The sequence below is a fragment of the Bradyrhizobium sp. genome (assembly GCF_030697065.1).
Lineage (GTDB): Bacteria > Pseudomonadota > Alphaproteobacteria > Rhizobiales > Xanthobacteraceae > Bradyrhizobium.
Genome location: NZ_JAUYQU010000245.1, coordinates 1 through 26,429, shown reverse-complemented (window position 1 = coordinate 26,429; position 26,429 = coordinate 1). Strand labels below are relative to the sequence as shown.

23 protein-coding genes and 1 pseudogene are annotated in these 26,429 nt (G+C 64.7%); 12 read left to right on the top strand and 12 right to left on the bottom strand.

Features of this window, described 5'->3' with window-relative positions; genetic code table 11:
* From Q8R73_RS19335 to ltnD, 5 genes and pseudogenes are all read right to left on the bottom strand, one after another.
* A pseudogene (locus tag Q8R73_RS19335) lies at positions 1–1,652 on the bottom strand (methyl-accepting chemotaxis protein); the annotation flags it as partial.
* A 233-nt stretch (positions 1,653–1,885) separates the two neighbouring features.
* On the bottom strand, positions 1,886–3,913 hold the full coding sequence (locus tag Q8R73_RS19330) for a methyl-accepting chemotaxis protein (protein WP_305721154.1): 2,028 nt from the start codon (positions 3,911–3,913) through the stop codon (positions 1,886–1,888).
* A 173-nt stretch (positions 3,914–4,086) separates the two neighbouring features.
* The gene (gene otnK / locus Q8R73_RS19325; RefSeq protein ID WP_305721152.1) at positions 4,087–5,376 is read right to left on the bottom strand and encodes a 3-oxo-tetronate kinase; all 1,290 of its coding nucleotides are present in this window, start codon (positions 5,374–5,376) and stop codon (positions 4,087–4,089) included.
* Complete coding sequence (gene otnI / locus Q8R73_RS19320; RefSeq protein WP_305721151.1) at positions 5,373–6,155, bottom strand: 2-oxo-tetronate isomerase; 783 nt, start codon at positions 6,153–6,155, stop codon at positions 5,373–5,375. The genes otnK and otnI overlap by 4 nt, the downstream gene beginning before the upstream one ends.
* A 25-nt stretch (positions 6,156–6,180) precedes the next feature.
* Entirely contained in the window at positions 6,181–7,116 is a 936-nt protein-coding gene (ltnD, locus tag Q8R73_RS19315; RefSeq protein ID WP_305721150.1) for an L-threonate dehydrogenase, read from the bottom strand.
* Positions 7,117–7,239: 123 nt separating this feature from the next.
* Between ltnD and Q8R73_RS19310 the strand changes: the two genes are divergently transcribed.
* Positions 7,240–7,899 carry an aldolase gene (locus tag Q8R73_RS19310; RefSeq protein WP_305721149.1) on the top strand — a complete coding sequence of 220 codons (660 nt, stop codon included), beginning with the start codon at positions 7,240–7,242 and terminating at the stop codon, positions 7,897–7,899.
* Positions 7,900–8,012: 113 nt separating this feature from the next.
* Here Q8R73_RS19310 and Q8R73_RS19305 read toward each other — a convergent pair whose 3' ends face one another.
* The gene (locus Q8R73_RS19305; RefSeq protein WP_305721148.1) at positions 8,013–8,834 is read right to left on the bottom strand and encodes a putative hydro-lyase; all 822 of its coding nucleotides are present in this window, start codon (positions 8,832–8,834) and stop codon (positions 8,013–8,015) included.
* A gap of 87 nt (positions 8,835–8,921) precedes the next feature.
* Between Q8R73_RS19305 and Q8R73_RS19300 the strand changes: the two genes are divergently transcribed.
* On the top strand, positions 8,922–10,172 hold the full coding sequence (locus tag Q8R73_RS19300; RefSeq protein ID WP_305721147.1) for a Zn-dependent hydrolase: 1,251 nt from the start codon (positions 8,922–8,924) through the stop codon (positions 10,170–10,172).
* A 35-nt stretch (positions 10,173–10,207) separates the two neighbouring features.
* Positions 10,208–11,119, top strand: a complete 912-nt coding sequence (locus tag Q8R73_RS19295; RefSeq protein ID WP_305721146.1) for an NAD(P)-dependent oxidoreductase — start codon at positions 10,208–10,210, stop codon at positions 11,117–11,119.
* 137 nt (positions 11,120–11,256) lie between these two features.
* Here Q8R73_RS19295 and Q8R73_RS19290 read toward each other — a convergent pair whose 3' ends face one another.
* Entirely contained in the window at positions 11,257–12,336 is a 1,080-nt protein-coding gene (locus Q8R73_RS19290; protein WP_305721145.1) for a tartrate dehydrogenase, read from the bottom strand.
* A 167-nt stretch (positions 12,337–12,503) separates the two neighbouring features.
* On the opposite strand from Q8R73_RS19290, the gene Q8R73_RS19285 reads away from it, so the two are divergent.
* Positions 12,504–13,280, top strand: a complete 777-nt coding sequence (locus tag Q8R73_RS19285) for an SDR family oxidoreductase (protein ID WP_305721144.1) — start codon at positions 12,504–12,506, stop codon at positions 13,278–13,280.
* Positions 13,281–13,393: 113 nt separating this feature from the next.
* Here the strand turns inward: Q8R73_RS19285 and Q8R73_RS19280 are convergent, their stop codons facing one another.
* Complete coding sequence (locus Q8R73_RS19280) at positions 13,394–14,248, bottom strand: alpha/beta hydrolase (protein WP_305721143.1); 855 nt, start codon at positions 14,246–14,248, stop codon at positions 13,394–13,396.
* Positions 14,249–14,350: 102 nt separating this feature from the next.
* On the opposite strand from Q8R73_RS19280, the gene Q8R73_RS19275 reads away from it, so the two are divergent.
* Positions 14,351–15,772, top strand: coding sequence for an amidase (locus tag Q8R73_RS19275; protein WP_305721142.1), 1,422 nt, complete (start codon positions 14,351–14,353; stop codon positions 15,770–15,772).
* A gap of 97 nt (positions 15,773–15,869) precedes the next feature.
* On the opposite strand, the gene Q8R73_RS19270 is transcribed toward Q8R73_RS19275, so the two are convergent.
* Positions 15,870–16,514 carry a TetR/AcrR family transcriptional regulator gene (locus tag Q8R73_RS19270; protein WP_305721141.1) on the bottom strand — a complete coding sequence of 215 codons (645 nt, stop codon included), beginning with the start codon at positions 16,512–16,514 and terminating at the stop codon, positions 15,870–15,872.
* A 151-nt stretch (positions 16,515–16,665) separates the two neighbouring features.
* Here Q8R73_RS19270 and Q8R73_RS19265 point away from each other — a divergent pair, with 151 nt between their 5' ends.
* The 4 genes from Q8R73_RS19265 to Q8R73_RS19250 all read left to right on the top strand — a co-directional run bounded on the left by Q8R73_RS19265 (position 16,666) and on the right by Q8R73_RS19250 (position 20,228).
* On the top strand, positions 16,666–16,875 hold the full coding sequence (locus Q8R73_RS19265; RefSeq protein WP_305721140.1) for a ferredoxin: 210 nt from the start codon (positions 16,666–16,668) through the stop codon (positions 16,873–16,875).
* A gap of 81 nt (positions 16,876–16,956) precedes the next feature.
* Positions 16,957–18,198, top strand: a complete 1,242-nt coding sequence (locus tag Q8R73_RS19260; protein ID WP_305721139.1) for a cytochrome P450 — start codon at positions 16,957–16,959, stop codon at positions 18,196–18,198.
* Between the two features lie 67 nt (positions 18,199–18,265).
* Positions 18,266–18,931, top strand: a complete 666-nt coding sequence (locus tag Q8R73_RS19255; protein ID WP_305721138.1) for a sulfite oxidase-like oxidoreductase — start codon at positions 18,266–18,268, stop codon at positions 18,929–18,931.
* Positions 18,932–19,004: 73 nt separating this feature from the next.
* The gene (locus Q8R73_RS19250; RefSeq protein ID WP_305721137.1) at positions 19,005–20,228 is read left to right on the top strand and encodes a bifunctional alpha/beta hydrolase/OsmC family protein; all 1,224 of its coding nucleotides are present in this window, start codon (positions 19,005–19,007) and stop codon (positions 20,226–20,228) included.
* A gap of 13 nt (positions 20,229–20,241) precedes the next feature.
* On the opposite strand, the gene Q8R73_RS19245 is transcribed toward Q8R73_RS19250, so the two are convergent.
* Both Q8R73_RS19245 and Q8R73_RS19240 read right to left on the bottom strand, forming a co-directional pair.
* A complete protein-coding gene (locus Q8R73_RS19245) occupies positions 20,242–21,312 on the bottom strand; it encodes a YeeE/YedE family protein (RefSeq protein WP_305721136.1) in 1,071 nt (356 codons plus the stop codon).
* A 229-nt stretch (positions 21,313–21,541) separates the two neighbouring features.
* Entirely contained in the window at positions 21,542–22,567 is a 1,026-nt protein-coding gene (locus Q8R73_RS19240; protein WP_305721135.1) for a zinc-binding alcohol dehydrogenase family protein, read from the bottom strand.
* A 174-nt stretch (positions 22,568–22,741) separates the two neighbouring features.
* Here Q8R73_RS19240 and paaI point away from each other — a divergent pair, with 174 nt between their 5' ends.
* Genes paaI through iaaH form a run of 3 tightly spaced genes read left to right on the top strand, consistent with a single transcriptional unit; the run spans position 22,742 to position 26,104 of the window.
* Complete coding sequence (gene paaI, locus Q8R73_RS19235; protein ID WP_305721134.1) at positions 22,742–23,203, top strand: hydroxyphenylacetyl-CoA thioesterase PaaI; 462 nt, start codon at positions 22,742–22,744, stop codon at positions 23,201–23,203.
* Positions 23,204–23,215: 12 nt separating this feature from the next.
* Positions 23,216–24,547, top strand: a complete 1,332-nt coding sequence (gene paaK, locus Q8R73_RS19230; RefSeq protein WP_305721133.1) for a phenylacetate--CoA ligase PaaK — start codon at positions 23,216–23,218, stop codon at positions 24,545–24,547.
* A gap of 27 nt (positions 24,548–24,574) precedes the next feature.
* Complete coding sequence (gene iaaH, locus Q8R73_RS19225) at positions 24,575–26,104, top strand: indoleacetamide hydrolase (protein ID WP_305721132.1); 1,530 nt, start codon at positions 24,575–24,577, stop codon at positions 26,102–26,104.
* Between the two features lie 168 nt (positions 26,105–26,272).
* On the opposite strand, the gene Q8R73_RS19220 is transcribed toward iaaH, so the two are convergent.
* A partial coding sequence (locus Q8R73_RS19220; protein WP_305721153.1) for a 2Fe-2S iron-sulfur cluster-binding protein occupies positions 26,273–26,429 on the bottom strand: 157 nt, incomplete at its 5' end.

The window sequence follows — 26,429 nt, the reverse complement described above, 5'->3', positions numbered from 1 at the left end:
CGGTTGGAGTCGCCGGACAGCGACTGCGCCGCCGAGAGCACCTGCGAAGAGGCCGAGCCGGTCTCGCTGGCGCCGCGCTGCACGTTGGCGATGTTCGAAGACACCTCCTGCGTGCCCTGGGCGGCCTGCTGCACGTTCCGGGAAATTTCCTGCGTCGCGGCTCCCTGCTCTTCCACCGCGGCCGCGATGGTCGATTAGATCTCCGACAGCTTTTCGATGGTACCGCTGATCTCCTTGATGGCCGTGACCGACTCCTGGGTCGCGGCCTGGATGCCAGTGATCTGCTGACCGATCTCGCCGGTCGCCCTCGCGGTCTGCTCCGCCAGGGCCTTGACCTCGGAGGCCACAACCGCAAAACCGCGACCGGCCTCGCCGGCCCGCGCCGCCTCGATGGTGGCGTTCAGCGCCAGCAAATTGGTCTGCCCGGCGATGGTGTTGATGAGTTCGACGACGTCGCCGATTCGCGCTGCCGCCTTCGACAACTCGCTGACGCGGTCGTTGGTCTTGCGCGCCTGTTCCACCGCATCGCCGGCAATCCGTGCGGACTCCTGTACCTGACGGCTGATCTCGTTGACGGAGGACGCCATTTCCTCGGTGGCGGACGCCACCGACTGAACGTTGGTGGAGGCTTCCTCGGAAGCGGCGGCAACCGCCGTAGTCAGTTCCTGCGAGCGAACAGCGGTAGCGGTCAGTGTGCCGGCCGAGGCTTCGAGCTCCGTGGAAGCTGAAGAGACGGTTTCGATGATCTCGCCGACCGCGCCTTCGAAATCGTCGGCAAGCTTCTTCATTGCCGCCTTCTGACTGATGGCAGCCTGCTGTTCACTTACCACCAACTGCGCCTTCAAGCGCTCGACTTCGATCGCGTTGGTTTTGAAGACTTCGACGTTGCGGGCCATGTCGCCGACTTCGTCTCGACGTGCGATGCCGGGAACGATCGCCCTCAAATCATTGCGGGCCAGCGCCGCCATGGCTTCCAGCAAATCCCGGATAGGTCGCGCGAGGCCCTTGATCCCGATAAACAGCGCCATGGCGAGTCCGGCCAGCAGGCCGACGCCGGATGCGACGAACATCGAGCGAATCGACGAATTGGCATCCACCGTCATCTGATCGGCCATCTTGGTGGCATCGGCGATAAGCCCGTCAACCAACCTGGTTTGCGCGGCAAGCGCGCTTTCGATGAGCGGAACACATTCGACCTTGAGACGCGCGGCGGCTTTTTGAGCGTCGTCGCTGGACGTGGTCCTTGAAGCGGCTTCGATCACCGGATTGCATGTTGCAAATGCCTTCTGAAAGCTGGACAGAACCGGCTCGATGACCGAGGCCTTTTCAGGCATGTCTTTCAGGACCTGCGCCATGCGGGATTTGTATTGGGTCTCGTTGGCGGCGGCTTGCTCGCGATATTTCACATTGCCCGCTTCAGTAGTCTCGGCCGCCAGCTGAAATGCGGAGGCAACATAATTGTCGGCGCGACGGGCGGCGCGAACCGTCATGGTGGTGGATTTGTCGATACGCGTCACCATGTCGGTGTTGGCGTCGTCCATCGCCCTCATTTGTTTGGTGGCAAACATCGCGGTTCCAATCGTCACAATTGCCATCAGTACGACAATCAGACCGACCTTCAGGGCGATTTTTATGTTGTTGAGCCAGGACATTTCGAACGCTCCATGGGCTGGGCTTGCCAGCTGCATGGAGCGCAGCGAGTTCAAGTCGCAACGCGGGAACTCGTCATCGCCAACTGGGAGATCACAGATCGCGCGGGCAACCGATGCGATAGGCCCGGCGCTCTACGACAAGGTTAACTTCGGATGCAGTAGCAATACGGGACCCCCGGCTGGATTCCCTTCGCCTGCTTAAGCCTCCCACCGGGATCAAGGTCGTGGGGCCGTTACGCCGCCCTCACCGAGCTCAGGAACTTGCCGACTTCTAGCTTGAGGCGGCTGGAGTCGCCGGACAGCGACTGCGCCGCGGACAGCACCTGGGACGAGGCCGAGCCGGTCTCGCTGGCGCCGCGCTGCACGTCGCTGATGTTGGACGAGACCTGCTGGGTGCCGTGCGCCGCCTGCTGCACGTTGCGGGAGATCTCCTGGGTCGCGGCACCCTGCTCTTCCACCGCCGCCGCGATGGTCGACGAGATCTCGGACAGTTTTTCGATGGTGCTGCTGATTTCCTTGATCGCGTTCACCGACTCCTGGGTCGCCGCCTGGATGCCGTTGATCTGCTGGCCGATTTCACCGGTCGCTTTCGCGGTCTGCTCGGCCAGCGCCTTCACCTCGGAGGCCACGACCGCGAAGCCGCGGCCGGCATTGCCGGCGCGGGCCGCCTCGATTGTGGCATTGAGCGCCAGCAAGTTGGTCTGCCCGGCGATGGTATTGATCAACTCGACCACGTCGCCGATCCGGGCAGCGGCCCTCGACAGTTCGCTGACGCGCTCGTTGGTGATGCGGGCCTGGCCGACTGCCTCGTTGGCCATCCGGGCCGATTCCTGCACCTGACGGCTGATCTCGTTGACCGACGACGCCATCTCCTCGGTCGCCGACGCCACCGACTGCACATTGGTAGAGGCCTCTTCGGAAGCCGCCGCCACCATGACGGTGAGTTCCTGCGCGCGTTCCGCGGTCGCGGTCAGCGTGCCGGCGGAAGCCTCGAGCTGCGTCGACGAAGAGGAGACGGTCTCGACGATCTCGCCGACCGCGCCTTCGAAATCGTCGGCGAGCTTGATCATCTCGGCCTTGCGCAGCCTGGCTGCGACCTGATCCTGCGTGATCTTGGATTCTGCTTCGTCGCGGGCCTTCTGCTCGGCATTCTGGCGAATGACGGTGACGGTCTTGGCGAGGTCGCCGATCTCGTCGCCGCGATCGGCGCCGGGAATGGCGATATCGAGATTGCCGCCGGCCATTTCGCCCAGCGCGCCGTTCAGCCGGGTCATGGGACGCGCCACGCCGAGGAAGGAGAATATCACCGACGCGATCAGCGCGATCACCACCACGATCGCCACGATCATGCTGATCCGGTTGGCCTGCGCGATGGCCGCCGCAACCTGTTCCTTCGAGGCCTTCATGCTGGTTTGCGCGCTGGAAACCGCGACTTCCATCAGTTCGCCGGCCTCCCTGACGATATTCGTCGTGCGATTCTTGACGATATCGGATTTCAGTTCCTCGATCTTGACGGCCTCGTCATTGGCGGCCAGGAAGCGCTTCACGATCTTGTCCAGCGAGCTGATCACGACCAGCAAATCCCTGTCGTCGGCCTCGCCCCGCAACTCGTTGAAATTATTCCTGAGCGCGGTCTGGGTCTTCGCAATGGCGCCGATCAGGCTTGCATCGCCGGTCGCGCCCAGCCGCCACACCATGGCTTGCAGCGCGTTCACCTTGATGTCGGCCTGAAGCAGCAGCTTTCCGATCTCGACCCGGTTATCCAGCTTGGCCAGCGCGGGCGAAGCCTGCTGTGCCGCGATGGCCTTGGCCCATTCCACCGAGATCTCCGTTCGCTTGTCGATCTGCGCGAGCAGATCGCGTTGCGCCTTCGCAAGTTCCTCGATACCTGCGCTGTAGCTGGCCATCAGGGCCTTGATTTTCTGCAGACGGTCCCTGGTTTCGGCCATCCGGGCGGTCGCCAGGGCGGCATCGATTTCCCTGGCTTCGATCGCGCCGAACTGACGCATCTCGGCGACGGCCGTGTCGATGTCGGCCGGGGTCCGTGCCAGCCTGATGCCACGGGCAGCGAGTTGCACCTGGCGCATGTTGAGATGGGCCGCGAGCGTGCTTTCAGCCACCCGCTGCAGTCGATCGGTGCGATCATTCGCGGCAGCCACCGTGGATTCCGTCGCCAGCTGATTGGCGACAAGTCCGACCGCCAGCAACACGCCGACGACGCCGGCAAGACCCAGCTTGTTTCCGATACGATTGAACTTGATCATGAAGGGCGGTCTCTTGTGCTGAGCGCGTTGGCGCTTCCAGTTTGTCGCGCTTGGCAAGTCGGCAACGCGAGGCGCCCGCATCAGACACCCAGAGGTCTTGTCCCCCCGTTAATTTTGACCGCACGGCAGCAAACAAATTTTATGCAACCAGCAGGTGAAGCGCGACTGATCTAGCGCATCAGCCCGAGCGCATCGGAGAAGAACTTCGGGCCGCCGAAATTGCCGGATTTCAGGGCCAGCAGCATCTCGCCATCGGCCGCGCCGACCGCGCGCAGAACCGGCACGCCCGCAGCGATTTCCGCGCCGACCAGAAAACCTGGAATGCCGAGGCGGTCGACCACAGCGCCTGAGGTCTCGCCACCGGCAACCACCAGTCTCCGCACCCCTGACCCGACCAGCCCTTCCGCAATATCCGCCATGGCCTGCTCGATGGCATGCCCGACGGCATCGCGACCATGCCGCAACTGCAGGGCTGAAACCTGATCCGGTGACGAACTGCTGGCGATCAGGACCGGGCCTGCGCCGAGCCGTTCCTGGGCCCAGGCGAGCGCTCGCCGCACCTCCTCCGTGCCGGCGATGATCCGATCCGGATCGAGGTGCAGCACCGGCATCACGGCTTCCGCGTGGGCGATCTGCTGCAGCGTCGCTTGCGAACAACTGCCGGCCAGGCACGCCGCCGATCCGCCGACCGCCGTATCGGCGGCGGCTTCAGGCGCGCTCGACTGGACTTTTCCCGAGGCCACCAGCGCGCGGGCGAGCCCGAGCCCGATGCCGGATGCGCCGACCGAGAGCCGATGGTCCAGCGCCACCGCGCCGATGGTTTCCAGATCGCGGTCGAAGGCGGCATCGACGATGGCGGCGCCAAATCCCTGGCCGGAGAGATCGGCAAGCCGGGCGCGAACCGCATCCGGTCCGCCCGCGACGCCGGCGAGGCCGACCAGTCCGATTTTGGTCCGGCCCTGCCGTGCCAGCACCCGCACCAGATTGGAATCGTGCATCGGGTTGAGCGGATGGTCCTTCAACGGGCTTTCATGGAGCGGCACGGAGCCCACGAACAGGTGGCCCATATAGACGGTGCGGCCGGTCGCGGGAAAGGCCGGCGTCACCAGCACGATCGCGTCGCCGGAATCGGCGCGCAGCGCGTCCATCACAGGCCCGATATTGCCGGCGTCGGTGGAATCGAAGGTCGAGCAGATCTTGAACAGCACATGGCCGGCGCCGTGGCCGCGCAGCCATTTTTCCGCCGATCGCGAGCGCGACACTGCAAGGCCGGCCTCGATCGACCGGCTTTTCAGCGACACCACCACAGCATCGACCTCGGGCAGAGCGAGGTCGTCTGCGGGCACGCCGATGGTCTGCACCGTGCGAAGCCCGCAACGGGTCAGCGTATTGGCGAGATCGGAAGCGCCGGTGTAGTCGTCGGCGATGCAGCCAAGGATTATTTTTCCGGCATGCGTCACGATTTCGCTCCGGCATAGGGCTTGAACCAGCCGAGGCCGTCTGTCGTCTTGCCGCGCGGGTTGTATTCGCAGCCGACAAATCCCCGGTAGCCGAGCCGGTCGAGCTCGGCGAACAGGAACGGGTAGTTCAACTCCTCGCCATCCGGCTCGTTGCGGGAGGGTATGCTGGCGATCTGGACATGGCCTGTCATGGGCATCATCTCGCGCAGCCGCATGGTGACGTCGCCATGGATGATCTGGCAGTGATAGATATCGAACTGCAGTTTCAGATTGGGAATTTTCAGCTCATTGATCAGGTCGCGCGCGAAGCTGAAATCATTGAGGAAGTAACCGGGTACGTTGCGCGGGTTGATCGGCTCGATCACCACATCGAGGCCATGCGGCGCGAAAAACTCCGCGGTCCAGGCCACCGATTTGTAGAACGCCTCGAGCGCCAGCCGATCGGCCCGGTCGGCGATGCCCGCCATCAGATGCAGCCGCTTGACGCCGGTCGCTTTGGCGTAAGGCAGCGCGGTTTCCAGGCTTCGCTTGAGATCGTCGAAGCGCGCGGGCAGCGCGGCAAAGCCCTTTTCGCCGGCGTCCCAATTGCCCGGCGGCAGGTTGAACAGCGCCTGGGTCAGGCCATTGGCCGTTAGCCGCCTGCCGACCTCGTCAGCCGGATGGTCATAGGGAAACAGGAACTCGACGGCGGAAAAGCCCGCTTTCGCCGCCGCCTCGAAGCGGTCGAGAAACGGGACGTCGGTGAACATCATGGAGAGATTGGCGGCGAAGCGGGGCATCCGATGTCCTCTTGCTCGTTGAACTCTACTTGACTGAACTCTGCCCGGGCTCGCCGGGAAGCTGCGTGCCGGTGACACGGGCATACATCCGCGCCACCGAGGCGTCGTCGTCGCGGCCCATGCCGGAGGCCGATGTCATCAGGAACATCTGCAGCGCCGCGGCCGACACCGGCACCGGAAACTTCGCCGTCCGCGCCATGTCCTGGATGATGCCGAGGTCCTTTACGAATATGTCCACCGCGCTGCGCGGGGCGTAATCGCCGTCGAGCACATGCGGGATGCGGTTCTCGAACATCCATGAATTGCCGGCGGACGCCGTGATCACCTCATAGACTTTCCGGATATCGAGTCCTTGTTTCGCTGCAAAGGCGATCGCTTCCGAGGCGGCGGCGATATGGACGCCGGCGAGCAGCTGGTTGATCATCTTGAACGCGGCGCCCTGCCCTGCCGCATCGCCGAGTTCGTAGAGCTTGGCAGCCATCGCATCGAGCGCCGGCCTTGCTTTTGTGAAAGCGGCGGGGCTCCCCGAGGCCAGGATGGTGAGTTCGCCCTGCGCCGCGCGCTGCGCGCCGCCGGAGATCGGCGCGTCCAGATAGTGCCGGCCGGTCGCCTCCAGCTGCTTGGCCAGCCGCCGCGCTACGTCCGGATCCATGGTGGCGGAGGAGACGAACACCGCGCCGTCCGCGAGGGTTTCGGCGACGCCGTCCTTGCCGAACAGGATGGTCTCGGTCTGCGCGGCGTTGACGACCACGCTGACGACGATGTCGGCGCCGCCGGCGGCCTGTGCCGGCGTCCTGGCGCCACCGCCCCCCTCGGCCACGAACCTCGCCACCGCGTCGTCGGAGACATCGCAGCCGGTGACATCAAAACCCGCGCGCCGCAGCGAGGTAGCCATGCCGAACCCCATCGAGCCCAGCCCGATGACGGCGATACGCGGCTTTTGCGGTACGGATTCAGGCATGAACGCTCCCCGTGATTTGTCAGCGCCGCATTTCGCAGGCGGCTTGGCCTTTGGGTATCACGGCTTGGCCGTGCTGCCAAAGCATGAGACAAGCGGCAGAGAGGAAGCCGGCAGGACAGGGCCATGACCGAAACGACCTCGCGCGAGGAAATCTGCCGGCTCGGCCGCTCGCTGTTCGAGCGCGGGCTGACGCCGGGCTCCTCGGGCAATATCAGCGTCAGGCTTGCTGACGGCGGCTGGCTGGTGACCCCGACCAATGCCTCGCTCGGCTCGCTCGATCCGGCGCGGCTGTCGCGGCTCGACCCGGACGGCCGGCTGGTGTCCGGCGATGCCCCGACCAAGGAAGTGCCGCTGCATACCGCGCTGTACCAGACCCGCGGCGCCGCGCGCGCCGTGGTCCATCTGCATTCCACCCATTCGGTGGCGCTGTCGATGCTGCCGGAGATCGATCCGCGCGCCGCGCTGCCGCCGATGACGGCCTATTACCTGATGAAATGCGGCGCGACCGCGCTGGTGCCGTATTATCGGCCGGGGGATCCGGCCGTGGCCGACGCCATCAAGGGGCTCGCCGGAAAATATTCATCCGTGCTGCTCGCCAATCACGGCCCGGTGGTCTCGGGCGATACGCTGGAGGCCGCGGTGTTCGCGATCGAGGAACTTGAGGAAGCCGCAAAACTGTATCTGCTGCTGCGCGGGCTGAACCCGCGTTTTCTCACGCCGGCGCAGATCGCCGACCTGACGAAGACATTCGGGCTGACGTTGCCGGAGCATGGGCACGAATGACGAAGCGTCATTCCGGGGCGATGCGAAGCATCGAACCCGGAATCTCGAGATTCCGGGCCTGGTCCTTCGGACCATCCCGGAATGACAGAAGCACCAGTGTCGCCGTCGACGATTTAAAGCACCGCCAGTTGCTTGTTCCTGAGATCCGTCACCAGCATCAAGCCCGGCGCATGCGTGATCGCAAACGGCAGCCTGGCGGCTGCGATCACCGCCTGCGGGGTGACGCCGCAGGCCCAGAACACCGGAATTTCATCCGATGCCACCGGCACCGGGTCACCATAATCGGGTTTCGCGATATCCTCGATCCCGATCGAATGCGGATGGCCCAGATGGACCGGTGCGCCATGAACCGCCGGGAATCGCGATGTGATCTGCACCGCGCGGATGGCGTCGGCCGGCTTGAATGGCCGCATCGACACCACCATCGGACCGGAGAACGGCCCGGACGGCGCGCATGCAATATTGGTACGGTACATCGGCACCCGCACGTTGCAGTCGATGTGGCGAATCGGCAGATCGTCCGCCAGCAGCGCTTCCTCGAATGAAAACGAGCAGCCGATCACGAACGCGACCAGATCGTCGCGCCAGTGCGCCATGATATCGGTGGGTTCCTCGACCACTTCGCCATCGCGCCAGACCCGGTAGCGCGGCACGTCGGTGCGGATGTCGAGATCGATTCCGAGCGAGGGAATGCGGGGATCGCCGACTTCGGACATGCCGATGATCGGACACGGTTTCGGATTGAGCTGGCAAAAGCGGTGAAACGAGGCTGCGAGCTTTTCCGGGAGGATCGCCACATTGCCCTGGACGAAGCCATTGGCGATGCCCGCCGTGGTCGTGGCCATCCCGGCGCGGCACGCCAGCCGTGCCTGCAGGCTGGGCAAGATCGGCTCGTTATGGCTGTCTTGCTCTTTCTTCGTCAGACCGACGTTCATCCAAGCGCTCCATGCCTCGACAGGTGGTGCCAGATAATCCTACCATGCACACCGACCATAGACACCCCCTGTTTCCCGGAAGGCTGAATGACCCAAAGCGCAACCAACCTGCAGATCGACTCCGCCCGCCTCTGGGACACCATCCACGAAACCGCGAAATTCGGCGCTACCCCAAAGGGCGGGGTGCGGCGGCTGACGCTCGGCCCCGAGGACAAGCAGGTGCGCGACTGGTTCCGCAACGCATGCGAAGCAGCCGGCCTCGAGGTCCGCGTCGACGCGCTCGGTTCGATGTTCGGACTGCGCAAGGGGCGCGATATGTCGAAACCGCCGATCGGCCTCGGCTCGCATCTCGATACCCAGCCGACCGGAGGCAAGTTCGACGGCATACTCGGCACGCTGGCGGCACTCGAGGTGGTGCGCACCCTCAACGACGCCGGGATCGAAACCGAAACCCCGATCTGCATCGTCAACTGGACCAATGAAGAGGGTTCACGCTTCGCGCCCGCGACGATGGCCTCCGCCGCCTATGCCGGCGACTACACCACCGACGACATTCTCGGCCGCAAGGATCTCGCCGGGGTCAGCGTCGGCGAGGCGCTCGACAGCATCGGCTACCGCGGCGACGAAGCCGTCGGCGCGCGCAAATTCGGCGCCTTCGTCGAACTGCATATCGAGCAGGGTCCCTTGCTGGAGGCCGAAAACAAGACCATCGGCGTGGTCGACCGCGGCCAGGGCATCATCTGGTATGACGGCAAAATCACCGGTTTTGAAAGTCACGCCGGCACCACGCCGATGCCGCTGCGCCGCGATGCACTCGCGACCCTGGCCGAAGTCGTGCTGGCAGTCGAGCGGATTGCACGAGAACATGGTCCGAACGCCGTCGGCACCGTCGGCGAAGCCGTCATTGCCGCGCCGTCGCGCAATGTCATTCCCGGCGAGATCGCCTTCACCGTCGATATTCGCAGCCCCGATGCCGAAACCCTCGAGGCCATCGACAGGGATTTGCGCAGCGCTATTGCCGAGATCGGGCCTCGGCGCAGGGCCGAAATCGCCTTCGATGCGATCTGGAGGAAGCCGCCCACCGTATTCGATCCGAAGCTGGTCGACGCGGTCGAGAACGCCACCCGGGCGCTCGGCTACAGCCACCGCCGCATCACCTCCGGCGCCGGCCACGATGCCTGCAACCTTGCCAATGTGGTGCCGTCGGCGATGATCTTCGTTCCCTGCAAGGACGGCGTCAGCCACAACGAGCTTGAAGACGCCACACAGGCCGACTGCACCGCCGGCGCCAATGCCCTGATGCATACCGTGCTGGCGATCGCCGGCGTCGCATCCTGATCGCCGGTATCGCATCCCAACAACGGAGAATTTCAGTGCGCGGAGTTTTTGTCGACGCCAATGAATCGCTGGCGGTTATTTTCGAGCGGCTCACCAGGCCTGATGATCCCGAGGTCCGGATCCATCGCGATCCCGACATCACGCCGGAGCAGTATCCCGAAGTGCTCGGCGGCGCCGAGATTGCGATCGTCGACCACACCGCGCTGCCGACCGACATCGCGAAGAAATGCAAGGGGCTCAAGCATGTGGTGTTTCTCGGCACCGGTGCGCGCAGCTACATGAATCCCGAGGAACTCGCCGAACTGGGCATCGAAGTGCATCTGATCAAGGGCTATGGCGACACCGCCGTCGCCGAAGCCGCCATCGCGCTGATGTGGGCGTCCGCCCGCGGCATCGCCGAGATGGACCGCGAGATGCGCGCCGGCAACTGGCTGCGCGAGGACGGCATGCAGCTGACCGGCAAGACGCTCGGCCTGATCGGGTTTGGCGGCATCGCCGCAGAAGTCGCCCGTATCGCCGGCGGCAGCGGCATGCGCGTGATCGCCTGGAACCGGTCGCCGAAGAGCCATCCCGGCGTCGAATTCGTGCCGCTGGAAAAGCTGCTCGCCGACAGCCACGTCGTCTCGCTGCATCTGCTGCTGAACGACGAGACGCGGGGATTTCTGTCGCGCGAACGCATCGCGGCGATGAAGCCCGGCGTGATCCTCGTCAACACCGCGCGCGCCGCTGTCATGGATGAAGACGCCATGATATCGGCATTGGAATCGGGTCACATAAAACATGCCGGGCTGGACGTCTTCAACATCGAGCCGCTGCCCGGAGATCATCCGCTGACCAGGCTGCGCAATGTCACGCTGTCGGCGCATTCGGCCTTCCGCACGCCCGAGGCCAGCGAGAACCTGATCGGAGCGTCGCTGGAGCACTGCCGGCGGATTGCGAAGGGGTAGTTCTTCCCTTCTCCCACAAGAGGAGAAGGAAGCAATCGTAGGGTGGGCAAAGGCGCTCTTCGTGCCGTGCCCACCATTTATCGCCAGATCGTCGCAGCAATGGTGGGCACGCTGCGCTTTGCCCACCCTACGGGTTTCTACTCCACCATCTCGGCCACGGCCTTGCCGCAAGCCGTGGTGTCGGCATTGCCGCCGAGATCCCGCGTGCGCAGCGTCCGTTCGCCGAGCGTGCGCTCGATCGCGGCGACGATCGATGCCGCCGCTTCCTTCTCGCCGAGATGCTCCAGCATCATCGCGCCGGACCAGATCATGCCGATCGGGTTGGCGATGCCCTGCCCCGCGATGTCGGGCGCCGAGCCGTGCACCGGTTCGAACACCGACGGAAACAGGCCGGGCGGATTGATGTTGCCCGACGGCGCGATGCCGATCGTCCCGGTGCAGGCCGGGCCGAGATCGGAGAGGATGTCGCCGAACAAGTTCGAACCAACGACCACATCGAACCAGTCCGGGTGCAGGACAAAATTCGCGGTGAGAATGTCGATGTGATACTTGTCCCACTTCACCCCGGGAAAGTTCTTCGCCATCGCCTCCACGCGTTCGTCCCAATACGGCATGGTGATGGAGATGCCGTTGGATTTGGTCGCCGAGGTGAGGTGCTTCTTCGGCCGCGACTGCGCCAGCTCGAACGCGAACTTCAAAATGCGATCGACGCCGATCCGGGTCATCACGGTCTGCTGGGTGACGAATTCGCGGTCCGTGTCCGGAAACATGCGGCCGCCGACGGAGGAATATTCGCCCTCGGTGTTCTCGCGCACCACCCAGAAATCGATATCGCCCGGCTTGCGGTTGGCGAGCGGCGACGGCACTCCCGGCATCAGCCGCACCGGACGCAGATTGACGTACTGGTCGAACTCGCGGCGGAATTTGATCAGCGAGCCCCACAGCGAAATGTGGTCCGGAATCTTGGCCGGCCAGCCGACCGCGCCGAAATAGATCGCGTCGTGCTTGCCGATCTTCGCCTTCCAGTCCTCCGGCATCATCTCGCCGTGCTTTTCGTAATAGTCCCAGGAGGCGAAATCGAAATGATCGAAATGCACGGATACCCCGTGCTTTTTCGCAGCCACCTCCAGCACGCGCAGCCCTTCCGGCACCACTTCCTTGCCGATACCGTCGCCGGGAATGACCGCGATCCGGTATTGCTTTTTTTCGTTGCTCATCGGGGGATTCCTTTGGGGATGCTTTGGGGCGCCGGTAACGCCGTCGATTGGACCGGATTGCAATGGACCAAACTCGCCCGCGGTGCAACGCTGCAGTGCAATGTTGACCGCCTCGGGAGCGGCGGCCTAACTATCCGGAACGACGCCCCCATCTCGAGAGAAATTCCATGGATCTGCATTTGCGCGGCAAGCGCGTCCTGATCACCGGCGCATCGAAGGGCATCGGGGCGGCTGCCGCCGAAGCCTTTGCCGAAGAAGGCTGCCACCTCATGCTGGCGGCCCGCAGCGGCGACGCGCTGAAGGCGCTGGCCGAACGGCTGCGCTCGGCGCATCAGATCGACGCCACGGCGCATGCCGTGGACCTGCGCAATCCGCAGGACCTCGCCAGACTGGCGAAGGATGCGGCCGACATCGACATTCTCGTCAACAATGCCGGCGATATTCCCGGCGGCTCGATCGACAGGATCGACGAGGCGACCTGGCGCCATGCCTGGGAGCTCAAGGTGTTCGGTTACATCAACCTCACCCGCGCCATCTACGCGCAGATGAAGGCGCGCGGCCACGGCGTCATTGTCAACGACATCGGTGCCGCCGGCGAAAAATTCGACGCCAATTACATCTGCGGCAGCGCCGGCAATGCGGCGCTGATGGCGTTTACCCGCGGGCTCGGCGGCAAGAGCATGGCCGACAACATCCGCGTGGTCGGCATCAATCCCGGCCCGGTCGGCACCGACCGCCACGTCACGCTGATGAAGACCCGCGCGAAGAACCAGTTCGGCGACGAGAACCGCTACAGGGAGCTGCAGCAAGGCATGCCGCTGGGCCGCCCCGCTCATGCCCGCGAGATCGGCGACCTGATGGCGTTCCTGGCCTCGGACCGTTCGGGGTATACGTCGGGGGTGATCTTTACAGTCGATGGCGGGTACACGTCGGGGTGGGGGTAGTATTCGTCATTCCGGGGCGATGCGAAGCATCGAACCCGGAATCTCGGGATTTCCCGGTGCGCAATTGCGCACCTGCGGTCTGGTCCTTCGAACCATCCCCGGGTGACGATACGTTAGACCGCCGCCGTCCGCTCGAACAACTGCCGGATCAGCGTCGTGATCCGCCCCGTCGGCGAGGCCATCTCGTCCATGATGGTGAAATGATTGGCGCCCGGTATCTCTTCATACGTCACCGGCAGTCCGTAGCGGGCGCGGTGCCCGGCGAAATCCGCGGTCTGCTTGCGCAGCAGCGGCAGTTCGGCGTCGCCCACCACCAGCGACAGCGGCTTTGGCGTGCCGCCCGGCTGTAGCATCGGTGAGTTGCGGTGCGAGATCGCCTCGTCGAGCCCGAGTTTCACATTGAGATAACTGTGCCGGATCGGCTCGAGATCGTAGATCCCCGATATCGCCATCCCCGCTCGCACGTTCGGATTCGACAGCGCCATCGAGGTGAGATGGCCGCCGGCGGACCAGCCGGCCACCACGACCCCCCGGCCGTCGCCGCCGAGCGCGGGCAATTGCCCGACGAGAAAATCGATCCCGGCATGGATTTCGCCGACAATCTGATCGAGCGTCGCGTCCGGCGCCAGCGTGTAGCCGGTCAGCGCGACATTGATGCCATGCGCCATGGGACCCTCGGCAAACAGCGCAAAGGTCTCCTTGGCGCGCATTTGCCAATAACCGCCGTGGATAAAGAAGAGCGTCGGCGCCTTTTCCCCGGCTTTAAAGAAATCGATCCGGTTGCGTTCGCGCGGGCCATATCGCAGATCGAGATGTTCGGAATGTTGCGACCGCTTCTGCTGCGAACGCCGGTCCCAGCCGGCGACGATGTCGGTACTCGCGGGCACCTGGACGCTGTTGTTGAGGCCGAGGTCACGCTCCTGCTGGCTCATGTTGCGCCAGTCCGGCGTATCTGATGGCGTCGTCATGCGGGAATCTCCAAAGCCGGCTGTATTTCCACTTTGCCGGAAAATGTTTTACAGCACTAGACAATCCGCGACCTCGACGCGGAATGATTGGGAGATATCCGAGTGGCTGATCAGGGACTGGTAAAAGCGACGGCGTGCGCCATCGTCGACAAACTCAACAAGGGCGAAGTCACCCCGCTCGACCTGCTCGACGTGCTGGAAAGGCGCATCGCCGAGGTCGACGGCAAGGTCAACGCGCTGCCGACGCTGTGTTTCGACCGGGCCCGGGCGCATGCCAGGGAATTGATGAAGAAGCCGGTCGGCAGCCGCGGCCTGCTGGCGGGCATGCCGGTGCCGATCAAGGACCTCACCAGCGTCGCCGGCGTGCTGACCACGCAGGGCTCGCCGATCTACCGGAACAATATCCCCGCGCGCTCCGATATCCTGGTCGAGCATCTCGAAAGCAATGGCGGGGTGATCTACGCCAAATCCAACACGCCGGAATTCGGCGCCGGCGCCAACACGTTTAACGAGGTCTTTGGTGCCACCCGCAATCCCTGGGATACTTCGCGCTCCGCGGCGGGCTCCTCCGGCGGCGCCGCCGTGGCGCTTGCCACCGGGATGGCGTGGCTCGCCCACGGCTCCGACATGGGCGGCTCGCTGCGCAACCCCGCCAGCTTCTGCGGCGTCGTCGGCATGCGGCCGAGCATCGGCCGGGTCGCGCATACGGTGGCCGCAGCTGTCGACCGCAATCTCGGGGTGCAGGGCCCCATGGCCCGCAATGTCGAGGATCTCGCGTTGTTGCTCGACGCCATGAGCGGCGAGCATCCGGCCGATCCGCTGTCGCTGCCCGTGCTGCCGAATTCGTTCCTGTCGGCGGCGCGTTCCGGCAACAAGCCGAAGCGCATTGCCTATTCGCCGGATCTCGGCATCACCCCGGTCGATCCCGAGGTGGCCGCCATCACCCGCAGGGCGGCACAGCGTTTCGCCGAGGCCGGCGCCATCGTCGAGGAAGCGCATCCGGACCTGCGCGAAGCCCATGAATGCTTCCACGTGCTGCGCGCCTTCGATTTCGCGCTGAGCAAGGCGGCGCTGCTGCGCGAAAAGCGCGACCAGCTCAAGCCCGAGGTGATCTGGAACATCGAGGAAGGCCTCAAGCTGACCGTCGAGCAGCTGGAGCGCGCCGAAGCGCAGCGGGTGGCGATGACCGCACGCACGCTGGAGTTTTTCGGCACCTACGACCTGCTGCTGACGCCCGCGACCATTGTATCGCCGTTTCCGGTCGAGAACCGCTACGTCGCCGAATGCGCCGGCAAGAAGTTCGACAACTATGTCGAATGGCTCGGCATCGTCTATGCGATCACGCTGGTGTGCTGCCCGGCGCTGTCGCTGCCGTGCGGCTTTACGGAATCCGGGCTGCCGGTCGGACTGCAGATGGTGGCCGCCCCGCGCGGCGAGGCAAGGCTGCTCGCCGGAGCCAGGGTGCTGGAGGATATTCTGGGAATCAGCGGCAGCACGCCGATCGATCCGAGGGCGCCGAAGTAAGTAAGGTCTCGAGACCGTCATTGCGAGGAGCGAAGCGACGAAGCAATCCAGCTTGCTTGGCTAAAGCTGGATTGCTTCGCTTCGCTCGCAATGACGGCTAACTAGCTACCGCGCTGCCACCAGCCGCCTTGATCGCAACCGACAATGCCAGCTTGCTTTGCTCGACGATTTCCTCGACCAGTTCCTCCCGGCTGATCTGGGCGACCTGGCCGGTGAGCAGGCCCTGCTCGGCCAGCATGACAACGCCATGCAGCGCGGCCCAGATTTTCAGGGCCTGCCGCTCGCGCAGGAATCCAACGGCGGGAGCCTCCAGTGCTTCCAGCAGCAGGCCGAAGGTTTCCATCGCCGCGTTGTGCAGTTCGCCGCCCTTGGGTGAACAGGCCATCGTTCGCGACGCGAACATCAGGCGATAGATGCCGTTGCGTCGAAGGCCGAAATCCAGCGTGGTCTGCGCCAGCCGCGACAGCTTCGATTGCTTCGATGGCTTGCCGATCGATTCCCGGAGGATGGCGTTGAACTGGCGGAAGGCTTCCGCGGTGACGGCCTCCAGCAGTGCCTCGCGATCGGCAAAATGGCGGTAGGGCGCCGGCTGCGAGACGCCAAGCCGCGTCGCCAGCGCCTTGAGGTTGATGGCTTCCGGGCCACCCTGTTCGGCTTCGGCAAGGGCGGCCTGAACCAGCGCGTCCCTGAGATCGCCGTGGTGATAGGTGTTGATCGGCTTGCGGACTAATCGAGGCGGCATCGGCATCCCGGACTTTTCACTTGACACCGCAAGGGCGGCGCGAATGTAATAGGCTATAATTTCAAGGCGTGGCCAACAAGGCCCGCGCATGAGAATAACCCCAGGAAACGCCATCCACGCAGCCTGGCTGCCTGTGACCAGAGGAGCGACGATGTCCGGAAAACTCAAGGTACATGTCGACCAGGACAAGTGTCAGGGCCACGCCCGCTGCAAGGCGCTGGCGCCGGAACTGTTCGATCTCGACGAATTCGGCAATGCGCACGAGGCCGGTGACGGCACGGTGCCCGCAGGGCTCGAGGACAAGGCCTGGCTTGCCAAATCGAACTGCCCGGAAATCGCGATCGACGTCACCGAAGCGTGAATTACGCAGTCGCCGTTTGAACTGCTGACCGCCGTCAAGCGCCATCAAGGATCAAGCGAACGAAACGGAGGAATTCAACCGATGTCCGATCCCGCCCGCGCCATTCCCGATTCCGCCCCCGCGCTGTCCGATCATCCTCCGGTCACCGACTGGGTGCACGATTTCGACCACACCGACCCGCAGTGGACCGAAAATCCGTTTCCGATCTGGGAAACGCTACGAGAGGCGTCGCCGGTGATCCATACCGACCGCTTTCTCGGCTGCTACATGCCGACCACCTATCAGGCGGTCAAGGAAATCGCCTACGATACCGAGCATTTTTCCTCGCGCCGCGTTATCGTGCGCGACGTCCGGCCCGAGATCGTCAACACCGCGCCGCCGATCACATCCGATCCCCCGGAGCACAAGCCCGCGAAGCAGCTGCTGCTGCCGCCATTCACGCCCGACGCCATGAAGAAACTGGAGCCCCGGGTCCGCGCCATCTGCAACGAACTGATCGACGAATTCATCGCGGACGGCCAATGCGATGCCGCGGCGCGCTACACCAAGCACATCCCGGTGCGCGCCATCGCCCACATGCTCGGCATCCCCGAAAAGGACAGCGACCTCTTCATCAAGTGGATCCACGAAATTCTGGAACTCGGCATCAGGGACGACGCCACCATGATGCGCGCGGTCCAGGAGATGACCGGCTATTTCGCCGGCCATATCGAGGCGCGCAAGCAAAACCCCACCGACGACCTGATCACGACGATGATGAACGCCCGCGACAGGAACGGCCAGCCGTTGTCCGACGGACACGTGCTTGGCTCGCTGCGGCTGCTGTTGATCGCCGGCATCGACACCACCTGGAGCGCGATCGGCGCCTCGCTGTGGCACCTGGCGAAAACCCCCGCCGATCGCGACCGCCTGATCGCCGAGCCGGAACTGATGCCGACGGCGATCGAGGAATTGCTGCGCGCCTATGCACCGGTGACGATGGCCCGCGAGGTGATGAAAGACACCGTGATCAGCGGCTGCCCGGTCAAGTCCGGCAACATGGTGCTGCTGTCGTTCCCCGCCGCCAACCGCGACCCCGCCGTGTTTCCCGACGCCGACAAGGTCGTGCTCGACCGCAAGGAGAACCGCCACGCCGCCTTCGGTCTCGGCATTCACCGCTGCGTCGGCTCCAACCTTGCGCGCATGGAGATGACCGTTGCGATCGAGGAATGGCTGAAGCGCATTCCCGATTTCAGGCTGGATCCGGCCGGCAAGGTCACCTGGTCGGAAGGCACCGTACGCGGCCCGCGGCAGTTGCCGATTCTGTTCGGCAAACCCGCCTGAAGCGTTCGCCGTCCATCGTTCCCATGCTAGACCTTCGGCTCTGACTGATCGGAACCGAAGGTCCAGCATGACCGAACCCAACGAACCGCCGCCGGATTCGAAGCTGACGCGCAGCAAGCAACGCTGGGCGCAGGAGGGTCGCTTCCTCACCGGCAAGACCTCCCGACCCGACGAGCAGCGCCTGCCGCCGGGACAGCATCTGACCCGGGACTGGCCCACCCTCGACCTCGGCCTGACCCCTGACATTTCCAGGGAGCGCTGGCGGCTCGACGTCTATGGCGCGGTGGAGCAGCCGCTGTTCTGGAACTTTGCCGAGTTCACCAGCCAGCCGCAGACGAAATTCATCTCCGACATTCATTGCGTGACGACGTGGTCGCGCTACGACAATCCTTGGGAGGGGCTTTCGACCCGCGACCTGCTCGACGCCTGCCGGCCGCGGGATGAAGCGCGGTTCGTGGTGCTGCATTCCCATGACGGCTACACCACCAACCTCGCGCTGGAAGATTTCGCCGCCGAGGACGCCCTCCTCGCGCACTCCTGGTCCGGCGCGCCGCTGGAGCAGGAGCACGGCGGCCCGGTGCGGCTCGTGGTGCCGCATCTCTATTTCTGGAAAAGCGCGAAGTGGCTGCAGAGCATCGAATTCCTGGCCGAGGACAAACCGGGCTACTGGGAAGTGCGCGGCTATCACAACCGCGGCGATCCCTGGAAGGAAGAGCGGTATTCAGGGGATTAAAGCGACTGCGAGCGTTCAACCACACCTCTCCCTTTGAGAGAGGTGAAGAGCAGCATCACCATGGAGAGAGCCCTTGCCGACTGAGCGTTTTCAATTCACCAGCGCGGAAGGCCATCAACTCGCCGCCGCGCTCGATTTGCCCGACGGCACGCCGCTGGCCTATGCGCTGTTCGCGCATTGCTTCACCTGCGGCAAGGACGTGCTGGCCGCCAAACGCATCGCGGTAGCGCTGGCGGCAAAGGGCATCGCGGTGCTGCGGTTCGACTTTACGGGCCTCGGCTCCAGCGAGGGCGAGTTCGCCAATTCGACCTTCTCCTCCAACGTCGCCGACCTGGTGCGGGCCGCCGACCATCTGCGCGAGACGCGCGGCGCTCCGGCCATCCTGATCGGCCACAGCCTCGGCGGCGCGGCGATGCTCGCCGCCGCCGGACGGATACCCGACGCCAAGGCGGTCGTCACCATCGCCGCGCCGTCCGATCCCGCCCACGTCACGCATCTCTTTGGGGATCGCATCGACGACATCCGCCAGCACGGCAAGGTGCAGGTCCAGCTCGCCGGCCGGCCGTTCCACATCACCCGCGAATTCCTCGACGATATCGCCGAGCACAACCTGATGCCGCAGGTGACCAAACTGCGCAAGGCGTTGCTGATCATGCAGTCGCCGACCGACGACACCGTCGGCATCGACAACGCCACGGATATTTTCGTGGCCGCCAAACATCCCAAGAGCTTCGTCTCGCTGGCGGGCTCCGACCACCTGCTCTCCGGCAAGCGCGACGCCGCCTATGTCGCCGGAGTCATCGCCGCCTGGGCGGAACGCTATGTCGATCTCGCTTTGCCCGGGCAAGACGCTGCTTCGGACAACACGCCGCGAAAGGTCGTGGTCAGCGAAACCCGCAACGGAAAATTCCAGCAGACGGTTTCGGTCGGACCGCATCAATTGGTGGCAGACGAGCCGATCGCCGCCGGCGGCGACGACAGCGGACCCGGACCCTATGACTATCTGCTCGCCGGCCTCGGCGCCTGCACCTCGATGACCATGCGCATGTATGCCGACCGCAAATCGCTGCCGCTGGATCGCGTGACAGTGACGCTCGACCACCGCAAGATCCACGCGGAGGATTGCGCCGAGTGCGAAACCAAGGTGGGAATGCTCGACCAGATCCAGCGCGTGATATCCATCGAAGGCACGCTCGACGCCGAACAACGCACGAAACTGATGGAAATCGCCGACAAGTGCCCGGTTCACCGCACGCTGAATTCGGAGATCCGGATTGTCACATCAGCGGCGGATTGACGAGCGATCGACGTCACGCGCGCGGGCGTGACTCCTGCGCCGGCACCAGCGGCTGGACCCGCAGCACGCCGCGCAGTCCGGCGGCGGTGCCCAGCAATATTCCGCCCACCGCGACGAACGACGCCAACGCCAGCGTCGACAGGCCGGTGAGGCCCTGCCCGATCGAGCAGCCATAGGCCATCGCACCGCCCGCCCCCATCAGCGCGGCGCCGCCGATCGAGCGCAGCATGTGACGCGGCGAGGAAAAGCCTTCCCAGTGGAAGCGGCCCGTGACCAGCGCCGTCAGCAGGCTGCCGCCGAACACGCCGGCCACCAGGGCGATGCCGAAATTCAGTGTCAGCCCGGTCGACAGCATGACGTACTGCACGCTGTCGGCGATCGGCGCGATGAAAGTCAACGATGTCACCGCGGCCGGCTCGAAATCGTCGGCGCCGAGATAGCCGGTGGCGAACCAGCCGGCGGTCACCAGCAGGCCGACCGCGAGTCCGGCGGCGATCTGGCCCCAGGCGCGCTGGAACGGCGCATGCGCGAACGCGAAGATGATCAGGGCCCCCGAGATCGCGGACGCCGCGAGCATGCGCGCAAAAGTCTCGCTGAGGCCGAAGGTCGACAGCAGCGCCGGCAGAGAGATCACGTTCGGCGCGGATTGCGTCATCTGCAGCGCCGCGATGCGCGGAGGCGCGATCAGGCCCTTCAATGTCATCTGCGCGGCGATGCCGAGCACGATCACCACGACGAACGAGCGCAGGTTACCGCGCCCGAGCAGCACCAGCGCGCGCGAGCCGCAGCCGTTCGAGAGCACCATGCCGTAGCCGAACAGCAGGCCGCCGAAAAACATCAGCGGCGCGGAAAACGACGATTGCAGGTAGATCGTCTTGCCGAGGTCGATGACGCCGCCGGCGGCGAGCAACTGCGCGGCTGCGATCGCAACCCCCAGCGCCAGCGCATAGGTCCGGATCAGGCGGCTGTCGCCGTCGGCCCACCAGCCGCGCAGCCCGGAAAGCAGGCAGAAGCCGCTCAGCAGAGCGACTGCGCCATAGGCCAGACCGATCAGCAGCCCGCTCACCACGACAATGTTGTCCACTGGATTTTCCCTGGGCTTCGCGGCCAAAACGGCCGACACGACTGAAGTAAGCTGCAGAATTCGCTCTGCTATAGCTTCCTGCGCATAGGCCCGTCCACGGCACGCAAGAACAAAGAATGAAGCTGTCGCGCCGCGCGCGACGGAGAGAACAAAACCTTCGCTCTCAATCGAAATGCGATTGCTTTCGTTTCCGTCGCAGGTGCTCAAAAAGCGATGAGATCAGGCGACGCTAGGCCGGCCGCAGGATGACGCGGTCGCGCGAGGACCCGGCGACTGCAAGAAAGGCGGCCTTCGCCTGTTCCAGCGGATAGACCGCACCCGGCTGGATCGGAAACGGCCTGAGATGTCCGCTGGCGAAACCCGGACCAAGCTCGCGGAGCACCGCCCCTGTCGCGATCGACGACAGTCCCAGCGTATCGATGCCGACATAGGTGTGCTGGCCGCGGTAGAACTCCAGGATGTTGAACGGCACGATGCGCTCGATGGCGGCAATCAGGATCTGACGTCCCCGCAACGCCAGCGATTGATGCGCCGCCTGAAAATAGGGATCGCCGACGGTGTTGAAGACGATGTCGGCGCCCTTGCCGTCCGTTACTTCGCGGACGCGCGTGGCGACGTCCGTCACCGAGGCGTCGATGACATCGACCGTGCCATTGGCGTGACCCTCATAGAGCTCACTCCGGCGCACCACGCCTATCACGCGGGCGCCGTGCCAACTGGCGATCTGCACGGCGGCCTGACCGACCTTGCCGTTGACGCCCATCACCAGCACCGTCTCGTTGCTTTTCGGCGTGCCGGCGCGTCGAAGCCCTTCCATCGCGGTGACGAAGGGGACGCCGATCCCGGCCGCCTCCTCCCACGAGATGTTCCTCGGCTTCTCCACCACCGCTTCGGCTTCCACTGCCAGATGCGTGGCATGGGTGCCGTCGCGGCGGATCCCGAGGTCGCCCGAGGAGCCGAACACCTCCCGCCCGATCCAGTCGGCCGGGCCGTCGATCACGAAGCCCGCGTAGTCGCGGCCGGGCGTGCGCGGGAATACCGCGTAGGGCATCAGGCCGGTGGCGGCTTTCACGTCGGACGGATTGACCGCCGCGGCCTTGACCTCGACCAGCAGTTCGTTGGCGCCCCGCGTCAGCGGGCGCAGCTCGACGACAGGCGCGAGCGCCGCCGGATTGTCCGCTTTCGCCGGCAGGCGCACGCAGAGCGCCTCCACCGTTACGGGCGGGCCATCCGGTCTTGGGGGGGCTGGTATCATCGGGTTTCCGATTGAGCGGCGTTATCCGGCGATTTGACGCCCGCGGGGATCGTTGGCACCATGGTGATGCATCATGACTAGCCGGTTGATCGGTTAGTTCAAGAGGCTTGTTCCAACAAGCCCGCAGCAACGGGAGAACGCCTTGCATCCGGTCCTGACCGCGGGGAGATCCACGTGAACGTCAAGGCCACGCTCTCGCCTGACGATCTCGCGCGTGCCTGTGCGGACGCGATGTGGCGGGAAGACGACGCCAGCAAGGGCCTCGGCATGGAGATCTCGGAGGTCGGGCCGGGCCGCGCGACCCTGACGATGACCGTCCAGCCGCACATGGTCAACGGGCAGCGCATCGCGCATGGCGGCTTTATCTTCCTGCTGGCGGATTCGACCTTCGCCTTTGCCTGCAATTCCCGCAACGAGCGCACCGTGGCGGCGCAATGCGATATCACCTTCATCAAACCCGGCAAGCTCGGCGACCGGCTGGTGGCGACCGCGCGGGAGATTTCCCGCAGCGGGCGTTCCGGCATTTACGACGTGCGCGTCAGCGTCGATGATGTCGTGATCGCCGAGTTTCGCGGCCATTCCCGCACCGTCGGCGGCGCCTGGCTGCCGACCGAGGCCGACATCAAGCCGAGCTAGAGAGAACACGCGATGGCCTTGACCAACCCTCGATCCGACAGCAGGGAGTACAGCGCCGAAATGGACGAGGCCGAGCGGAAGTCACGCGACGAGATCGTCGCACTGCAGACCAAGCGCATGGCATGGACGCTGGCGCATGCCTACGACAATGTCGCGCATTACAGGAAAGCCTTCGACAAGGCCGGCGTTCATCCCGGAGACCTCCGGCAACTGTCCGATCTCGCGCAATTCCCGTTCACAGTGAAGACCGACCTGCGCGACAATTATCCGTTCGACATGTTCGCAGTGCCGCGCGAAAAGCTGGTCCGGGTCCACGCCTCCTCGGGCACCACCGGCAAACCGATCGTGGTGGGCTACACCCAGGCCGATATCGACATGTGGTCGGAGGTGATGGCGCGCTCGATCCGCGCCGCGGGCGGTCGCACCGGCATGATCATCCACAACGCCTATGGCTACGGCCTGTTTACCGGCGGGCTCGGTGTGCATTACGGCGCGGAGAAACTCGGTTGCACCGTGGTGCCGGTTTCCGGCGGCATGACCGAGCGGCAGGTGCAGCTGATCAACGATTTCAGGCCCGACATCATCACGGTGACGCCGAGCTACATGCTGGCGATCCTGGACGAATTCAAGCGCCAGGGCCTCGACCCCAGGAAATCGTCCCTGAAGATCGGCATTTTCGGCGCCGAACCCTGGACCAACGCGATGCGTGCCGAGATCGAGGCCGCGTTCGACATGGATGCGACCGATATCTACGGCCTGTCCGAGGTGATCGGCCCCGGCGTCGCGCAGGAATGTATCGAGACCAAGGACGGCCTGCATATCTGGGAGGATCATTTCTATCCCGAAGTGATCGACCCAGAGACCGGCGCCGTGCTGCCCGACGGCGAAAAGGGCGAGCTGGTTTTCACCTCGTTGACCAAGCAGGCGTTTCCGATCGTTCGCTACCGCACCCGCGACCTGACCCGCCTGCTGCCGGGAACGGCGCGGCCGGGGATGCGGCGGATGGAGAAGGTGACCGGCCGTTCCGACGACATGATCATCCTGCGCGGCGTCAACGTTTTCCCGACCCAGATCGAGGAAGTCTTGCTGGCGACCTCCTGGTGCGGCGGCCATTTCATCATCGAACTGACCCGCGAGGGGCGGATGGATGAAATGACGGTCATCGCGGAGTCGCGGCCGGAACACTGGGATGACAGCGGCCTGGTCGAGCACACCGAACGGGTCACCGCCCATATCAAGAACACCATCGGGATCACCGCGCGGATCCGCGCGGTGCCGCCGGAAACGCTGGAGCGTTCGCTCGGCAAGGCCCGGCGCGTTTACGACAAGCGACCGAAGGAATAGGCTCAACACCGCAATCAGGAGAAATCCGTGACCCGCCATCCCTCACGCCGCGATGTCCTGACCTCCTCGATTGCCGTCGCCGCCGGTGCGGCCTTCCCATCCCTCGGACAAGTGAGTCCCGCCATGGCCAACCCCGGCCTGATGTCCGCCGCCGAGATCGTCGCTGCCATCAGGGACAAGAAAGTGACCGCAACCGACGTCGCCAGGGCCGCGTTCGCCCGCGCCGAGCAGGTCAGGGACCTCAATGCGCTGATCATCGTCAACAGGGATCCGGCGCTGGCGGCGGCGGCGGAGATCGATGAGGGCGGCCGCGGTCCGCTGCCGCTCGCGGGCCTGCCCATTGTCGTCAAGGACAACATCAATACCGCTGACATGCCGACATCCGGCGGCACGCCCGCGCTGCAGAACGCGCAGCCGCGCAGCAACGCGCCGTCGCTGCAGAAGCTCTTGAAGGCCGGCGTGGTCATGGTCGGCAAGGCCAACATGCACGAGCTGGCGTTCGGCATCACCAGCACCAACCTGTCGTCGTTCGCGGGCGCGGTGAAAAACCCCTACGACAAGACGCGGATACCCGGCGGCTCCTCCGGCGGAACAGCGGCGGCGATCGCCGCCGGCATCGTCAGCTGCGGCCTCGGATCCGACACCGGCGGATCGACCCGCGTGCCGGCGGCGCTTTGCGGAATCGTCGGATTGCGGCCGTCGGTCGGCAATGGCGGCGCGGAGCGCCGTTACGACGATACCAACATGGTGGTCCCGATCAGCCATACCCGCGACACCGTCGGCCCGATGGGCCGCACCGTCGCCGACGTGGCGCTGCTGGATTCGGTCATTACAGGAACGGCAATGGCCACGGCGGCGCCGCTGCGCGGCAAGCGCCTGGGAATTCCTGCGGTGTTATGGAGCGGTCTCGACCGCGACCTCGAGGCCGTGACGCAGGCCGCGCGTGCCAAACTCGCGGAGGCCGGCGTCGTTCTGGTCGACGTCGATATGCCCGGACTGTTCGAGCAGAATGCCAAAGTGTCGTTCCCGGTCGCGCTGCATGAACCGATCGCCGACATCCCGGCTTACCTCAAGGCGTCCGATATCGAGGGCATCACGCTGGCCGACATCGCCGCCAAAATCGCCAGCCCCGACGTCAAGGGCGCGTTCGGCGCCATCACCGCCGACGCTTTCGGCGCCGCCTACCAGGATGCCATGACCGTGCAGCGCCCCGCGCTGCAGAACATCTACCAGGCCTATTTCCGCGACAACAATCTGGACGGCATCCTGTTTCCCACCACCATCGCGCCGGCGCCCGCCATCGACGCCGAGAAGGGATCCGGCGAGATGTCGATCAATGGCGGCAAGCCGGTGCCTGTCTTCGACACCATGATCCGCAACACCGATCCCGGCAGCAATGCCGGCCTCCCGGGCCTGTCGCTGTTCGCCGGCATGACGCCGGGCGGCCTGCCGGTCGGGATCGAGATCGACGGTCCCGTCGGCAGCGATGCCAAATTGCTCGGGTTGGGGATGTCGATCGAAGCCATTCTGGGCACCGCGCCGCGGCCGAAAGGCTGAGGCGCCAAAAAATATCGAAAACAACCCCATGCAATGACAGGGTTTAGGTATTTAGATACCTTTCTTGGTCATTCCGGCCGCGGTCAGCGCGACCCGGAATCTCGGGCGAACGTCTCCGGATTCCGGGTCTGCGCCGTCCGGCGCATCCCGGAACGACGTGCTCGAATCTCAAACGTGGTCGTAGTCCACCACGACCCTGTCCGAGGTCGGCTTCGCCTGGCAGGTCAGGATGAATCCTGCCTTGAGCTCCCATGGCTCCAGCGAATAATTGACCTCCATCTCGGCGCTGCCCTCGACCAGCCTGGCGCGGCAGGTCGAGCACATG

Excerpts from the sequence above, each read along its gene's own strand:
- paaK (WP_305721133.1), top strand. The coding sequence starts at position 23,216 with ATGGCCTTGACCAACCCTCGATCCGACAGCAGGGAGTACAGCGCCGAA.
- Q8R73_RS19255 (WP_305721138.1), top strand. The coding sequence starts at position 18,266 with ATGACCGAACCCAACGAACCGCCGCCGGATTCGAAGCTGACGCGCAGC.
- Q8R73_RS19260 (WP_305721139.1), top strand. The coding sequence starts at position 16,957 with ATGTCCGATCCCGCCCGCGCCATTCCCGATTCCGCCCCCGCGCTGTCC.
- Q8R73_RS19270 (WP_305721141.1), bottom strand. The coding sequence starts at position 16,514 with ATGCCGCCTCGATTAGTCCGCAAGCCGATCAACACCTATCACCACGGC.
- ltnD (WP_305721150.1), bottom strand. The coding sequence starts at position 7,116 with ATGCCTGAATCCGTACCGCAAAAGCCGCGTATCGCCGTCATCGGGCTG.
- Q8R73_RS19290 (WP_305721145.1), bottom strand. The coding sequence starts at position 12,336 with ATGAGCAACGAAAAAAAGCAATACCGGATCGCGGTCATTCCCGGCGAC.
- Q8R73_RS19240 (WP_305721135.1), bottom strand. The coding sequence starts at position 22,567 with ATGATACCAGCCCCCCCAAGACCGGATGGCCCGCCCGTAACGGTGGAG.
- Q8R73_RS19265 (WP_305721140.1), top strand. The coding sequence starts at position 16,666 with ATGTCCGGAAAACTCAAGGTACATGTCGACCAGGACAAGTGTCAGGGC.
- Q8R73_RS19280 (WP_305721143.1), bottom strand. The coding sequence starts at position 14,248 with ATGACGACGCCATCAGATACGCCGGACTGGCGCAACATGAGCCAGCAG.
- otnI (WP_305721151.1), bottom strand. The coding sequence starts at position 6,155 with ATGCCCCGCTTCGCCGCCAATCTCTCCATGATGTTCACCGACGTCCCG.
- Q8R73_RS19285 (WP_305721144.1), top strand. The coding sequence starts at position 12,504 with ATGGATCTGCATTTGCGCGGCAAGCGCGTCCTGATCACCGGCGCATCG.
- Q8R73_RS19310 (WP_305721149.1), top strand. The coding sequence starts at position 7,240 with ATGACCGAAACGACCTCGCGCGAGGAAATCTGCCGGCTCGGCCGCTCG.
- Q8R73_RS19305 (WP_305721148.1), bottom strand. The coding sequence starts at position 8,834 with ATGAACGTCGGTCTGACGAAGAAAGAGCAAGACAGCCATAACGAGCCG.
- Q8R73_RS19300 (WP_305721147.1), top strand. The coding sequence starts at position 8,922 with ATGACCCAAAGCGCAACCAACCTGCAGATCGACTCCGCCCGCCTCTGG.